This window comes from Shewanella inventionis (assembly GCF_014641855.1).
GTDB classification, from domain to species: domain Bacteria; phylum Pseudomonadota; class Gammaproteobacteria; order Enterobacterales; family Shewanellaceae; genus Shewanella; species Shewanella inventionis.
The window spans coordinates 1-13,717 of record NZ_BMII01000013.1 but is presented as its reverse complement, the minus strand read 5'-3'; the positions used below and the strand labels follow the sequence as shown (position 1 = coordinate 13,717).

Genomic DNA, 13,717 nt, shown 5'->3' with positions numbered 1-13,717 from the left:
TAGGCCAGACTATTCGAGCCCGTAAAAAAGAATCACCCCTGAGGAATCATCACAGACAACGACTTAGGTTTCACCTCAATACGCATATCTTCAGCCTCAAACAGCTCACCATCAATCACGTACTGACACTGAGCATCCGTTGTTAAATAGACTTTTTTGGCCTGCTGATGGTGAATCACACTGTTTGCAGCGTTTTGATCTCGGCTTCCTGTTAGGCCTGCAAACAATAACTCGGTCATGCTAAGTAATTGCTGTGGATAAGTGCCACTCGCCTCAATCCAGGTGATGTCTAACAAACCATCATTAATAATCGGTTCACCATTACCTTGGGCTAACACACTGGTAAATGGCGCGGCATTGGCAACCACTAAACTGGTGGTATCAATAGTGTGGGTTTCACCATCATCAAGCTGCATGCGGATTAATAAAGACTGATTTTCATCAATGGCCTCCCACAAACCCGTTAAATACGCTAACTGGCCCATGTCATTTTTGGTTTCGCGGTCGGCTTTTTGAATCATTTTATGCTCAAACCCTAAGCCCACCAGCAACAACATAATGCTGTCGTTACACACTGCGGTATCAATGCGTTGATGATGTCCTTGAATTACAATAGCTAACGCCTGCGACACAGGGATTAACTTGCTCGTAGCACCAAATAAGGTATGACTTAGCGCATTAGTTGTGCCCATGGGGATAATGCCTAAATAAATATCGCTGCCAACCAACACCGAGGCGACCTCGTTAACGGTGCCGTCGCCGCCGCAAGCAATGATGATATCGGCACCTTGCGCTTTAGCTTGTTCGGCCAATTGCACTGCCGATTTATCTTTGGTGGTGTACAACACCTTAAGCTGAAAATAACGCGATAGGGTTTGTTTAATATGATCAGCTTCATCACTCCATTTACCACCGCCCGATACCGGATTAACAATTAACCAGGCTTGCTTATGGATAGTAATTTGCTGCTGTTTATACATAGTTTCAACGCCAGCTAACTGCCATTTATTTAACCTGGCAGTTTGGCGAATATCGTTAATGCTTTTAAGCACATCGTTAAACTGACGTTGTTTATCGCGGCACACTAAATACGCGGCCAACATAAGCACTGAGCGACCTCGGCCTAAGGCACAATGCACCACTACATTGTTGCCTTTGCGAACTTGATTATGTAACCAGTTTACTGCCTGATTTACTTGGGCCACTGTGGGTACGCTATGGTCTAACACCGGAATATTTAAATACTCGATATTCTCATCTACCAAGGTCCATTCAAGTGCGTCAAACTCGGCGGTAACATCTAAAATAGCACCAATTTTTTCACGCTTAAGTTGCTCAACATCGCTTGGAAACAAGCGACACGCTAAATACAGTTGCTTGTCTATTTGTTGGATAGCAGGCACTTTGTCGTGCTTTCTAGCCCACGCGTTATACGCTTGACTGCCCATTAAAAAAGGCACAAAACTCCAGCTGATATACCAAGGAATGCTGCCGTCTTGGCTTTTACGAAAAATCCCTGCGCTATTAAACCAATAGGCAGAACTGACTAAAGCTAATGACAATGCCACCCAGCCAAACACCACTTGCAGCACTACATAAGGCAATGCGATGCATAGGCACAATGCGATAAAAGTACCAAGGGTGTAATAATATTTAATGTGGATTTGGGTCGGCATAATCTGTCCTCCTTAAGTGAAATAACAAAAGCGGCACTCATGCCTAATGCATGAGTGCCGTGATATTATTAACAGTCAGGATCTTCGGCTTTCATGCCTTCTTTTACATCTTCACAAGCATCTTCAACCGCATTACCCGCATCTTGCATCATCTCATCGACCTTCTCACCTGCATTTTCGGCTTTATTATCTGAACATCCTGATAAGCCCGCTGTCAGTAGTACCATTAAACTTGCCATTGTGATTAATTTTAATAATTTCATAATTCATCTCCTGATGATGGTAAATATTTTGACCGTGTTATTAATTAGGTTGGCTATGTGGGTTATCGAGGCGACTTACCACGCAGTGCATTCGATACGAGTGAAATCAGCAACAACACCACAAAAATAAAGAAAATAACTTTAGCGATCCCCACTGCTGCACCCGCAATACCGCTAAAACCTAATAAACCTGCAATAACGGCTATCACTAAAAACATTAATGTCCAGCCCAACATATAAACCTCCTTGGTGTACGGTTTGTCTTTAATGTACTGAATATAAATAGACGATATTCGTACATGCTATATTTCTCTTTGTTGGTATATTTACTAAAGCCAGCATCGTGCCAACTTCGAAAATAAACCATAAAACATTAATTAATAAAGACTTAATCGTTATAGATGTAATAGATACAATCTGCGGCTTACCACTAAGTGGGAAATATTTACCGACAACTCGGTAAGAGTTTCAGGTCCAAGCTAATAAGCAATAAACAGATATAAAAAAGGGCTACCAACAATGGCAACCCTATTTTTTTATGACGTTGATTTATGATTTAGCGCATGTTTATCTTGGTAATTTAACGGATATCACCGCCGCTAACGTCACAAATGCACTTGAGATCCATAAACATGCCTCAAGGCCATATTGCTGATATACCCAACCCGAAAGCACCGTACCAATTAAGCGTCCCATGGCATTGGCCATGTAGTAAAAACCGACATCGAGTGACACGCCATCATTGCCGGCATAGCTCACAATTAGGTAACTATGCAGCGATGAGTTAATCGCAAACACCGCACCAAATAACAATAAACCGGCGATTAATGACTGCTGGATATAAAAGTCAAAATGCAGTGCTAACGCAATCGCAGCAGGAATGAGTAACAAGTAACCAGCCCACATAAAAGCGGCTTGCCCGCTAGGGACTTTGCCTTGTTTTTTACCGGTAAAATACGGTGCAAATGATTGCACAATACCATAGCCAATCACCCAGCTAGCCATAAAGCCGCCAACCCACCAATGGTCCCATTGAAATGTAACGGCTAAAAACACAGGCAATGCCACCACAAACCACACGTCGCGGGCACCAAACAAAAACATCCGCGCCGCCGACAACATGTTAATCGCCGGGCTTTTTGAAAACATATCAGTAAATTTAGGCTTGTTTTTAGCTTTGCCCAAATCAGCTTTTAAAGTGAGCAAACTCATAAGCCACACTAGCGTCAACATAGCCGCCATTGCGATCACCGCGCCGCGAAACTCAAGTAGTGTCAGTAATAAGCCGCCTAAAAAGAAGCCAACACCTTTTAAGGCATTTTTAGAGCCGGTAAGAATCGCGACCCACTGATACAACTTACCCTGAGCATCACTTGGCACCAGCATTTTAATCGCGCTTTTGGCGCTCATTTTATTGAGATCTTTGGCGATACCAGACAAGGCCTGCGCCGCCATCACATACACAACAGTAAGCATATCCGCTGGTACGGTTAACATGGCAAGGGCGACAATTTGCAGCCCTAAACCAATGTTCATGGTGTTATTTAGCCCCAGCCTTGCACCTAACCAACCGCCAACTAGATTTGTTACCACGCCAAAGATTTCATAAAACAAAAACAACATGGCAATGTTAAGCGGGCTGTAACCAAGCTGATGAAAGTACAACACCACCAGCATCCGCAATGCGCCGTCGGTTAAGGTAAACGCCCAATAATTACCGGTAATGATCAGGTATTGTTTAATTTGTGGCGGCAATGCGCTCAGTGATAACAGCCCCATGCTGGGTTATTCCTTATCTGCTAGGCCGACTTTGCGGGCAAGCTCAGCGGTGCGGTTAGCGTATCCCCACTCATTGTCGTACCACACGTATAGCTTCACTTGGGTGTCGTTAACCACCATGGTCGACAAAGCATCAATAATGCTTGAGCGCGGATCAGTTTTATAATCCACTGACACAAGCGGGCGCTCTTCATAGCCCATAATGCCTTTTAGCTCAGTGTCTGCGGCTTGTCTAAGCAGTTGATTCACCTCTTCTACTGTGGTGCCGCGCGCCACTTCAAATACGCAGTCGGTAATTGAAGCATTGGCTAATGGTACACGTATCGCATGGCCATTAAGCTTGCCCTTAAGCTCAGGAAAAATATGGGTAATGGCGGTAGCTGAACCCGTTGTGGTGGGGATTAAGCTAATGCCACAAGCACGTGCACGGCGTAAGTCTTTGTGCGGTGCATCTAAAATGGTTTGAGTGTTAGTGATGTCGTGGATTGTGGTCATCGAACCATGTTTAATGCCGATTTTTTCGTGGATTACTTTTACCACTGGCGCTAAACAGTTAGTGGTACAAGACGCCGCCGTGACTATCGGGTGGATTGCTTTATCATAGAGGTCATCGTTCACGCCCATTACAATATTGAGCACGCCTTCTTCTTTAACCGGTGCGGTGACCACCACACGTTTAACGCCTTGATCTAAATAAGCTTGCAGTAACGCTTTGGTTTTAATTTTCCCCGACGCTTCAATCACCACATCGCACTTTGACCAATCAGTATCTTGAGTGGCTTTGTTTTGAGTGCATGGAATGGCTTTGCCGTTAATCACAATCGCATCGCCTTGATGTGTCGCCTCGTGATGCCAACGGCCATGCACAGAGTCAAAGGTCATTAAGTGGGCTAACGTTGCGGCGTCGCCAGCGGGATCGTTAATGTGTACAATTTCCACGTCGTCCCAATCGTACGCGGCGCGCATTGATAAACGTCCCATGCGGCCAAAGCCGTTAATACCTATTTTAATCGTCATAATATTGTCCTAAATTGTGTTATTTAGCTTATTAATCAGCAGTCTTTTATAAAAAAGATCAAAGAGTAAACCCATCAAAATATTCGCGCTGTACTGGGTGCGCTAATGCTTTTGGCCTTAGTGCTTGCACAGCACTAACGACTTTGTCTTTTGACCAACCTAAACTGGCTAAAATGAGCCCAATTACTAGCCCTGTACGGCCAGAGCCGCCTTTGCAATGCACGGCGATGGTGCCCTGGTTGTGCATCAAATTTAAGATTTGCGCTTTATGTTTAAGCCAGCTTGCTTCAAATTCATCTCCCGGTGCGGCGTCATCTAAAATGGGCAATTGCACCCAGGTAATGTGCTGTTTTGCACATTGCGCGGCCATATCACTCACATCATTACGCGCCATTTCTTCGTCAAACATCAGGGTCAGTAACATTTGCGTGCCAGCCGCTTTTAATGTGCTGAGCGACTCAGCTAAGGCTTGCTCTTTGGTGCCTGGGCATGGGGTAAAAATTAACTTAGCGCCATTTTCATTAAGTGGGTCTATAGGCAAAATATCAAACGGGTGTAACTGCATTGTTAACTCCAAAAAGTCGGTTGTAATATGTAGCCAATCTAACGGCAAAAACTCGCTTTATCTGGGCGATTTTTCATGCTGTCTAGGCGTTCAAGGTTTGGCAAAATGAGGGCAATGTTGTTTTCGGTCGTTTGCGCAATCACCGACTTGGCCCACAAAGCCAAGCTTGGGTTAATGCGATAAAACACCCACTGACCATGTTTTCGGTCGCTAAGAATGTTGGCTTTTTTTAGTAAGGCTAAGTTACGCGACACTTTAGGCTGGCTATCTTCGTCCAGCGCTTGCATTAACTCACACACACACAGCTCACCATGATAGTGGGTCAACATTAAGGTTTTTAGACGGATGTCGTCGGTTAAGCATTTATAAAATGTGATGGGATCAACATCGACCAGCCCTTCATCAGTAGATTGCAGCTCTTCTGTTGGCGCTTCAATTTTTGCCGTTGCAGATACTTTATTTTCGACCAGCAAAAACATAGACAAGCGATTGTTTAGCTCAGTTAAGGTACTAGAGAAAGGATGGTTTCCCTTGCGTGTTTTAGGATCAGGAAAATCCCAGGCAAGTTGTTTACCGGCACCGGGAAAGCTGCGGCATTCGGTATTGGCTTTATCGCAGAGCGTAATCACGTAGTCAAAATTTTGCCCTGCAAAATGTTGTACGCTTTTAGACGCTAGGTGACTGGTGTCGACACCAAACTTTTGTATCGCCTCAATCGCCCTTACGTCGATTTCCTCTGGCTGAGTACCCGCACTAAATACCTCAAATTGATCGGCGGCTTTACTTCTCAATAACGCTTCAGCCATTTGTGAACGGGCCGAATTCCCTGTGCATAAAAACAAAACGCTTTTCTTTTTCATAAATAATAAGCTCAGCTGATTTCTTAAAAATATTGTATATGTATTTTTTCATATATACAATCTAGTATACAAAAAAAGCCTATCCCAACTAATGAATAGGCTTAATGTCTTAATAGCTGTGCTAAAGGTTAATGTTTGTCTAGCCAATTCAAGGCTAGAGGCCATAATATTTTTGATTTACTGCTAAAAAACTTCATGTGGCCAATTTCAGTCAAACCGTGCTCACTGGGAGTAAGCGTGAGTGTTTGGCCTTTCAATTTTGGAAACACCGACATCATGTCTGCTACATTCATATTATTAGCAATGTCGTCATCAATAGCATTTACCCACATGGACGGTAATGTCAGTTCATCATAACAGTGCTGGTGCACGGTTCTACCAAACGCCGTTTTGACATAACCTTGGCCATTACACCATTGCTGCCATTGCTTAGCGACGGCCTTAGGTAAGGGCTGCCCCATTCCAACCCACTGAGATTTAGTGTGGCCAAACACGATATTGCTTAACGGAATAAAAAAATTCATAAAAAAATGCGCGGGTAGCTGATATCCCCGTCTCATGTTACGTAACTGACCAGACGAACACGCCACGTTAAACATAGAACTAATATCCATTGCATTAGGCATTAACCCGATTAACTGTCCACCAGCACTGTGGCCCAGCAAGTGATATTTTGTTTGTGGAAATTGCGACTTTAAATGCTCAAGCACGGCAGGCATGTCTTTTTCGCCCCAACACTGCAAAGACGCAGTATGACGCTTAATTGGGCCATACAAGGAGCCCCCAATGCCGCGATTATCAAAAGTGATCACCCCAAAGCCATTGTCAGCAAGATAACTGGCAAAATTAGCATAAAACTGCCTTTTAATGCCCGTTGCAGGCGCCATCATCACCGCCCCTTTTAACGAGGTGGTAGGCATGTAAATACTGGCGGCCAGTTGTACGCCATCACCGCAAGTTATTATTGTATCCGTTACATTTGGGTTGCTCATTGGCTGCCTCATCATCCTAATCGTAACTCAGTATTACCTACAATGTATTTGCTCGGCAACCTTGATTTAGTATTACTTTTTAACGCGTTATTGAACATTTTTATATCGTTAGCATGCATCTAAACACGCCACGCTCACCGTTGCCTTTATTGAGTTAATGTCTCGCGGTACTCACAAAAGTAAACCATCGCTATTTACTTTGATAATCAAATAACATAAAGTCCAAATATCTTGATTATCAAACAAATTAATTATGACTAACCTTGCCTTTGCCAATAAGTATACCCACCAGCATAATTTCACCTCAGTTAATGCACAAAATGAACGCCGCACCTGGTATGTACTCGTTATAACCATTATTACCATGGTTATCGAGGTGATCGCCGGTACCATTTACGGCTCTATGGCGTTACTTGCCGACGGCTGGCACATGGGCACTCATGCAGCGGCATTTTGTATCACGTTATTTACTTATCACTATGCAAGAAAACACGCTAACAGTGACAGGTTTTCATTTGGTGTGGGCAAGGTTGGCGTACTTGGTGGATACACTAGTGCAATTGGTTTGGGTATTGTTGCACTCATTATGTTGGTTGAGTCAGTACATAGATTACTGTCGCCGGTTGATATCCAATTTAACCAATCTATTATGGTCGCTGTTATTGGTTTAGTGGTTAACGTGGCGAGTATGTTTATTTTAGGTCATGAACATCACCACCATGGTCACGATCATCACGATCACGACCACCATCATCATGACCATGCACACCATCACGATGACGACCATGGGCACGCTCACCATTTACATAGCCACGATGAGCATGCTCACCACCACGAGGATGACGGCCATGCTCATGACCACAGCCTTCATGAACATAGCCACCATGGACACAGCGACCATAATCTCAAAGCAGCCTATTTTCACGTACTCGCAGACGCACTCACCTCTGTGTTAGCCATTTGCGCACTTTTAGTTGGCAAGTACCTTGGTTGGTATTGGTTAGATCCTATTATGGGGATTGTTGGCGCTATCGTTATCACCAAATGGGCATTAGGATTAATGAAACAAACGAGCCCAATTTTGTTAGATGAAAGCATCGACAAGCATTATCAAGCAGATATTATTAACGCACTTGAAAATGAGCAAACCAAAGTGACCGATATTCACATTTGGAGAATAAGCGCAGATCACTATTCGGCCGCCATTGCCATTTGCACCACAAGCGACACGAATGCTGAAACATTTAAACAATCACTGAGTAAGTTTGGTAAGCTTAACCACTTAACAATTGAAGTGAATTACGCCTGAGGCTCTTATGCATTCTTTGAATAACCTGATCATCGAATTTTACGACAAACTGTCTTCTTGGGAGCAGTCTGTCGTTAAAGATACCGGTTACTCGTTAGCACAGGTGCATACCATTGAGGTATTGGGCTCGCACGGCCCAATGCGAATGAAAGAGTTAGCGGATAGGTTGGGCATTACCACCGGCACACTAACCGTGCAGGTAGAAAAGTTAGTGCAATTTGGTCTTATCGCCCGCACTCCGCACGAAGTCGACCGCCGCTCAATATTGGTCGAATTAACCAGTGAAGGCACCGCACTGCACAAGCACCATAACCGCATGCATTTACAACTAACACAAGACATCACCCGCCATTTAGACCCAGAGTCAATCAAAGTGCTCACCCAAAGCTTTGAAAAAATGAACCGCGAGTTTTGAACCTAACGTGTTAATTACTGATCAATGTAAAGGTGATTGTAGACTGATAGGTAACTGTTAATAATGACAATTAACACATGTTTGTTGTTTTAGTGATTTACAAAGTGAAACGTTAACAAACTCGAGATGATTGAAATATTTACCTGCATATTCTTAAATTATGATGCTTACAGCTAACACTCCAGCCTATAAATCTAAAAGTAGTTTTGCCTGAAGTAACTCACCACTTTTCTCGGTAATGCTATACCCCAAAGCAGTATAACCTTTAGCTCTCTTTTGATACATTCTGTGCAGCATAGGTAAAGCAGAGTCAAGATAGTCAAACACTTCTACCTTATCTTTACCTGCAAACTGCCTTTGTATTCGACCGACATATTGAACAAGTGAACCTTTCCAAGAAATAGGTAATACAAGAAATAAAGTATCTAATTTTGGCAAATCAAACCCTTCACCAATATATTTTCCTGTTGCCACGATTACCTGAGAGTCAACTATCCTTGCCATTGCCAAACTGTTTTCTTTAGCACTCATTGCACCTCGCAGAAGCGTAACGCTAATACCTTTATGTAACAATAACTCGCCTAAACGCTCTGCATGCTCTCTGCGCTCCGTTAAGATTATAGGATGCCTTTGTTGTGCAAGAACAGTAAGAACGTCAGAGATAATCAAGTCATTTCTTTTCTTATCATTCATTAACCAACGATAAACATCTGCTATATGTGGACGACTATCTTCACCTAATAGTTCTGATGGCAATTCTGATTGTAACTTTGTAAGTTTAACCTGTTGAATAAACTTATTACCTTCATTAGCCACTACATGCCTTATTGGCCCTGCTTGCATAAATATTATCGGTTGATGACCATCCTGACGATGTGGAGTAGCAGTGATCCCTAAGATGTATTTTGCATGAACTTCATTCAACAACCTTTCGTAGTTGGGTGCAGAAATATGATGGCACTCATCAATGATAATTTGCCCATAATCATACAGAAGTGAGTCAACACTGTTATCTTTTCGATTTATTAAGCTTTGATAAGTAGCAATATCTACTTGTCCTGTCGGCTTTCGTTTACCACCACCGATTAAGCCTACATCACAGCCATCAAGAAATGCAGTTAAACGTTCTTTCCATTGGTCTAACAAATGGCGACTATGAACCAAAATCAGAGTATTAACTTTACGATGATAGATCAGGCCAATCGCAACAACTGTTTTTCCAAATGCCGTAGGAGCATGTAACACGCCGGTATTATGCTGTGCCAATTCAGCGACTGCTTTCTTTTGGTCTTTCCTCAATTCTCCTTTAAACATTAGCCCATTTAAACGAGCCCCCGGTTTACGCTTATCATCTAACTCAATTGCAATTCTATTGTCTTCAAGCAAGCGGGATACCTCATCAAAGCAACCACGCGGTAATGATAAGTAACCTTTATCAACTTCAGCTAGACAAATAAAGCGCGGGATCCCTATGGTTGAAAATCTTAACGCCTGAGTCTTAAAAAAGACTGGGTTAGAAAAACTAGCAACCCGCTTAAGCCTTGCTAATAAAGACTGTGGCGATGCTGCAATATTCAGGTAAATTCGATTTGCAAAAACTAATATTAATTTGGTTGGACAATCCTTTATGACCTCACATTCTCTAACAAAGTTCAGTGCCCAAGGCTCTCTGTCGGAATCGTGCTTTACACCTTGATTGTTACTAATAATCAAGCCCAATTGTTGGCTAGTTAACTTCTTAGTCGATGCCAAATAGGCCCATTGATCAAAATAAGGCTGAAACCCTTCGTCAATAAATACGCTATTACCTTGCTGTCGAGGCGCATGCTGCAAAGGAAGTGCTATTAAATTACCAAATCCACCAATAGGTAAAATATCCTGATTAGGAAACAGTCGGTCATAAGACTCAAATGACAAACCAGCATGAAACTCCATTGCTTTATCGAGCAAGATAAAACCTAACAGCCTGGCTTCTTTAGCTAATACTGGAGACTCAAAAAACACCCAGATATGGGCTCCATTACCGGAGCGCGAACGTTCTACGCTGAAAGGAATTTTTAGCTCTCGACAAGCACGTCTAAAGGCCGACACTGCCTCTTGCCAATCTGACTTATCAAAGTCTGCCGCTAACAACCAACAACGGTTATCTTCCAAAAGTGGGTATAGACCTAAAATGTGACTGCCTGCGAGATGATCGTATATAGCTTGTTGGTCCAAAATCTTAAACGCTTGGTTTTCACATTCCGTGCACTTAACCTTAGGTTTATTGCATTTACCTTGTTGCCACTCATTATGGCAACTAACTGAATATCCGCTACGTCCTTGCTTATTCTGCCAGCGATTAGCATAAATATCCTGCCGACCACGAAACAGCTTCATATAGATCTCTATCTTCTGAGAAGAACTTAAGCGCAATACGGCAAGGTTAGAGTCAAGTAATGCAGAACGTCTAGCCAGTAAAATCTTCCGCTCATTTTCCAACTCACTCAATTTTGCTTCTATTGCTCTTAGTTCTATATCTGACGACATAAAGCTCTCCATCAATAACCTCAGGGTAATCAGCTTAGTCCTGACATAAATATAGCTACAAACGCTATATAATCTAGGTTATAATAAAACCACATAAACACCAACTCGTCAGAATCAGGTTAAATTTGTCAGTTTCAACGTTAGTTGCCAATAGATTATCTCGAATGAAACGAGGTGTCCCATTTTCCATAGAGAGTTTTTATTCTCTAGGCACAACGACATCTGTTCAAAAGGCGATGAGCCGATTAACCAAAGAGGGGAAAGTTGCTCGTGTAGCAAAAGGGATATACTCCCGTCCAAAACCCTTACCCAGTATCCCCTCGATAAAAATAACAGCAAAAGCTGAAGACGTCGCTCAAACATGGGCGCGGAATCACAAATATAAAATAACCCCTCAAGGGCTAGAAGCTGCTTATCGACTAGGTATGCAAACCCAAGCACCTGTTAAAACGGTATATTGGACGACAGGGCCATCCCGTGAGTTTCACGTCGGCAATGAAACCGTTCAAGTAAAACACACAACAGAAACCAAGTTGCAGTGGATAAACAAACCAGAGGGAACCTTATTTAGAGGGTTACTTTCACTTTCGCCTGAACATACTCCTGTATCAACCCTGCTTATGGCTATCAAACGCTTAAATTTACAAGAAAAAGAAGCTGTTAAGGTGATCCGAAAATTGAGTAATAGTTCGGCATTAGTAATGTGGAAATCTAAACTAAATCAGTTAGAAAACAGTCTTCAATCATGAGCATTTTTGACCTTTACGCTAATAAATCTAAACATGAAGAACTCGCGGCCATGTTTTCATATGCCGCCCAACAGCATAAGCACGGTTTAGTTGCTAACTTTTTGGAGAAAGACGTCTGGGTTACTGAAATTCTCCGCCTACTATATGACGAAAAGTTACTCGGCGACTGCTCGGTAGCATTTAAAGGTGGAACAGCATTAAGTAAATGCTGGGGTGCTATTGAGCGCTTTTCCGAAGACATTGATTTATCTATCCATTGGGCCGATCTGTCAGGATTGTCAGAAGCTGATGAGCTTACTGCATGGGAAAAGAGCATTCAAAGTAATAGTCAAAATAAGAGGTTTAGGGATGCACAGCAGAAGCGTCTTGTGCAGTGGAGCAACGATTTAGTTGAAAAGCTTAATCATAAGCTTATGCAGTACAACATAGAAGGTCTGTCTGCACAACTTGAGCCTGATTCACATGGTGAGAAAATTGATATTTATTTCCCCCGCGTAACCCATAGCACACATGACTATCAACTTGATCATATATTATTGGAATTTGGCGGCAGAAACAGAGGCAAGCCAACTGAAATCATCGATATTGATTGCTATATGGATAGTATTCCTGATTTCACATCTTTAGCATTACCGAAAGCTAGCGTAATGGCATATCAGAGCGATTTTATTCTCTGGGAGAAATTAACAGCATTACACCAATTTACAACCCAAGAAAAAGACCCAAATCCAGATAGGCTTGCTCGACATTGGTACGATGTCGATTGTCTTCTAAAGATGAAGTTTGCCGACCCTTTCAATACGTCAGAGGCTATGTTAGCTGTCATCGAAATGAAAAAGCACCGCTGGGCCAGCCCTGGGGTTAATTACGAAGAGATCCTTAAAGGCGAGTTAAGACTGATACCAGAAAAGTCTAGGCTAGAAGGTATTGTAAAAGACCATGCAAAGGCTGTTACTGGAGGCATGTTTTTTACCACACCAGATCCATTCAACACAATACTTACAAGGCTTGAAGCAACACAAAAAGAATTCAATGAACATATCAAATCGCTGGGATAGAAGGCCGCATAGAATTTAGAGCACTCACACAACGAACTCAAAAATTGTTCTTCATACTGACAAACAATTTCAACTAACTCATCTCGCTCATTTCCCAACTCTGTATCTGGTTCTGCATTCCACAATTACTCAATCCGTTTCAAAGCTAGCTTATGCTCAGTAGAACTCGATATCTTTTTTGCTGTTAAAATTTCCCTGAGAACAACACATAACAGTGAAGCAATTGCCCACCTTTTTAGTATGTAACTAAATACAACTAGATTAAAATATCTAATCAATGACCTGGTCAACTGAATTCGGACAACCTAGTTAAGTTCCTTAAGCTACATCCTTCAAATGCTTATCCATACGTTCAAACTCATTGGGACTTTGATAATTGAGGTAAGAATGCATTCGTTGGCTGTTGTACCACATTGTGATGTAATTCAAGACATCTTGTTGAGCTGCATAGCGCGTTCGATAATTGCGCCAATGAACTCGTTCTTGCTTCAAGCTACCGAAAAAG

Annotated in this window: 14 protein-coding genes; 4 read left to right on the top strand and 10 right to left on the bottom strand. The window is 42.5% G+C overall.

The features are described from left to right. Nucleotides 1–32 precede the first annotated feature (32 nt). From IEW93_RS08865 to IEW93_RS08830, 8 genes are all read right to left on the bottom strand, one after another. Nucleotides 33–1,676: a diacylglycerol kinase family protein gene (locus IEW93_RS08865; RefSeq protein WP_188738974.1), complete on the bottom strand. Its 1,644-nt coding sequence runs from the start codon at nt 1,674–1,676 to the stop codon at nt 33–35. 68 nt (nt 1,677–1,744) lie between these two features. Beyond that, a complete protein-coding gene (locus IEW93_RS08860; RefSeq protein WP_188738973.1) occupies nt 1,745–1,939 on the bottom strand; it encodes a hypothetical protein in 195 nt (64 codons plus the stop codon). 62 nt (nt 1,940–2,001) lie between these two features. Beyond that, nucleotides 2,002–2,175, bottom strand: coding sequence for a DUF1328 domain-containing protein (locus IEW93_RS08855; protein ID WP_188738972.1), 174 nt, complete (start codon nt 2,173–2,175; stop codon nt 2,002–2,004). A 331-nt stretch (nt 2,176–2,506) separates the two neighbouring features. Continuing rightward, nucleotides 2,507–3,718 carry an organoarsenical effux MFS transporter ArsJ gene (arsJ, locus tag IEW93_RS08850; protein ID WP_188738971.1) on the bottom strand — a complete coding sequence of 404 codons (1,212 nt, stop codon included), beginning with the start codon at nt 3,716–3,718 and terminating at the stop codon, nt 2,507–2,509. Nucleotides 3,719–3,724: 6 nt separating this feature from the next. Beyond that, nucleotides 3,725–4,735: an ArsJ-associated glyceraldehyde-3-phosphate dehydrogenase gene (locus tag IEW93_RS08845; RefSeq protein ID WP_188738970.1), complete on the bottom strand. Its 1,011-nt coding sequence runs from the start codon at nt 4,733–4,735 to the stop codon at nt 3,725–3,727. 58 nt (nt 4,736–4,793) lie between these two features. Continuing rightward, nucleotides 4,794–5,300 (bottom strand): phosphatase domain-containing protein, encoded by a 507-nt coding sequence (locus IEW93_RS08840; RefSeq protein WP_188738969.1) that lies wholly within the window; start codon nt 5,298–5,300, stop codon nt 4,794–4,796. A 38-nt stretch (nt 5,301–5,338) separates the two neighbouring features. Continuing rightward, nucleotides 5,339–6,160 carry a metalloregulator ArsR/SmtB family transcription factor gene (locus IEW93_RS08835; protein ID WP_188738968.1) on the bottom strand — a complete coding sequence of 274 codons (822 nt, stop codon included), beginning with the start codon at nt 6,158–6,160 and terminating at the stop codon, nt 5,339–5,341. A gap of 128 nt (nt 6,161–6,288) precedes the next feature. Further along, nucleotides 6,289–7,152 carry an alpha/beta hydrolase family protein gene (locus tag IEW93_RS08830; RefSeq protein ID WP_188738967.1) on the bottom strand — a complete coding sequence of 288 codons (864 nt, stop codon included), beginning with the start codon at nt 7,150–7,152 and terminating at the stop codon, nt 6,289–6,291. A 253-nt stretch (nt 7,153–7,405) separates the two neighbouring features. Between IEW93_RS08830 and IEW93_RS08825 the strand changes: the two genes are divergently transcribed. Next, nucleotides 7,406–8,461 carry a cation diffusion facilitator family transporter gene (locus tag IEW93_RS08825; RefSeq protein ID WP_188738966.1) on the top strand — a complete coding sequence of 352 codons (1,056 nt, stop codon included), beginning with the start codon at nt 7,406–7,408 and terminating at the stop codon, nt 8,459–8,461. Nucleotides 8,462–8,468: 7 nt separating this feature from the next. Further along, nucleotides 8,469–8,876 (top strand): MarR family winged helix-turn-helix transcriptional regulator, encoded by a 408-nt coding sequence (locus IEW93_RS08820; protein ID WP_188738965.1) that lies wholly within the window; start codon nt 8,469–8,471, stop codon nt 8,874–8,876. Nucleotides 8,877–9,062: 186 nt separating this feature from the next. On the opposite strand, the gene IEW93_RS08815 is transcribed toward IEW93_RS08820, so the two are convergent. Then, complete coding sequence (locus IEW93_RS08815; protein ID WP_229706660.1) at nt 9,063–11,405, bottom strand: TOTE conflict system archaeo-eukaryotic primase domain-containing protein; 2,343 nt, start codon at nt 11,403–11,405, stop codon at nt 9,063–9,065. A 125-nt stretch (nt 11,406–11,530) separates the two neighbouring features. Here IEW93_RS08815 and IEW93_RS08810 point away from each other — a divergent pair, with 125 nt between their 5' ends. Together IEW93_RS08810 and IEW93_RS08805 are read left to right on the top strand one after the other, a co-directional pair. Further along, nucleotides 11,531–12,154: a DUF6088 family protein gene (locus IEW93_RS08810; protein ID WP_188738963.1), complete on the top strand. Its 624-nt coding sequence runs from the start codon at nt 11,531–11,533 to the stop codon at nt 12,152–12,154. Next, complete coding sequence (locus tag IEW93_RS08805) at nt 12,151–13,212, top strand: nucleotidyl transferase AbiEii/AbiGii toxin family protein (RefSeq protein ID WP_188738962.1); 1,062 nt, start codon at nt 12,151–12,153, stop codon at nt 13,210–13,212. Before IEW93_RS08810 ends, IEW93_RS08805 begins: the two co-directional genes overlap by 4 nt. A gap of 318 nt (nt 13,213–13,530) precedes the next feature. Here the strand turns inward: IEW93_RS08805 and IEW93_RS08800 are convergent. Continuing rightward, a partial coding sequence (locus tag IEW93_RS08800; RefSeq protein WP_188738961.1) for an IS3 family transposase occupies nt 13,531–13,717 on the bottom strand: 187 nt, incomplete at its 5' end.

Coding starts and splice junctions, on each gene's coding strand:
- IEW93_RS08865 (WP_188738974.1), bottom strand. CDS start 1,676: ATGCCGACCCAAATCCACATTAAATATTATTACACCCTTGGTACTTTT.
- IEW93_RS08860 (WP_188738973.1), bottom strand. CDS start 1,939: ATGAAATTATTAAAATTAATCACAATGGCAAGTTTAATGGTACTACTG.
- IEW93_RS08855 (WP_188738972.1), bottom strand. CDS start 2,175: ATGTTGGGCTGGACATTAATGTTTTTAGTGATAGCCGTTATTGCAGGT.
- arsJ (WP_188738971.1), bottom strand. CDS start 3,718: ATGGGGCTGTTATCACTGAGCGCATTGCCGCCACAAATTAAACAATAC.
- IEW93_RS08845 (WP_188738970.1), bottom strand. CDS start 4,735: ATGACGATTAAAATAGGTATTAACGGCTTTGGCCGCATGGGACGTTTA.
- IEW93_RS08840 (WP_188738969.1), bottom strand. CDS start 5,300: ATGCAGTTACACCCGTTTGATATTTTGCCTATAGACCCACTTAATGAA.
- IEW93_RS08835 (WP_188738968.1), bottom strand. CDS start 6,160: ATGAAAAAGAAAAGCGTTTTGTTTTTATGCACAGGGAATTCGGCCCGT.
- IEW93_RS08830 (WP_188738967.1), bottom strand. CDS start 7,152: ATGAGCAACCCAAATGTAACGGATACAATAATAACTTGCGGTGATGGC.
- IEW93_RS08825 (WP_188738966.1), top strand. CDS start 7,406: ATGACTAACCTTGCCTTTGCCAATAAGTATACCCACCAGCATAATTTC.
- IEW93_RS08820 (WP_188738965.1), top strand. CDS start 8,469: ATGCATTCTTTGAATAACCTGATCATCGAATTTTACGACAAACTGTCT.
- IEW93_RS08815 (WP_229706660.1), bottom strand. CDS start 11,405: ATGTCGTCAGATATAGAACTAAGAGCAATAGAAGCAAAATTGAGTGAG.
- IEW93_RS08805 (WP_188738962.1), top strand. CDS start 12,151: ATGAGCATTTTTGACCTTTACGCTAATAAATCTAAACATGAAGAACTC.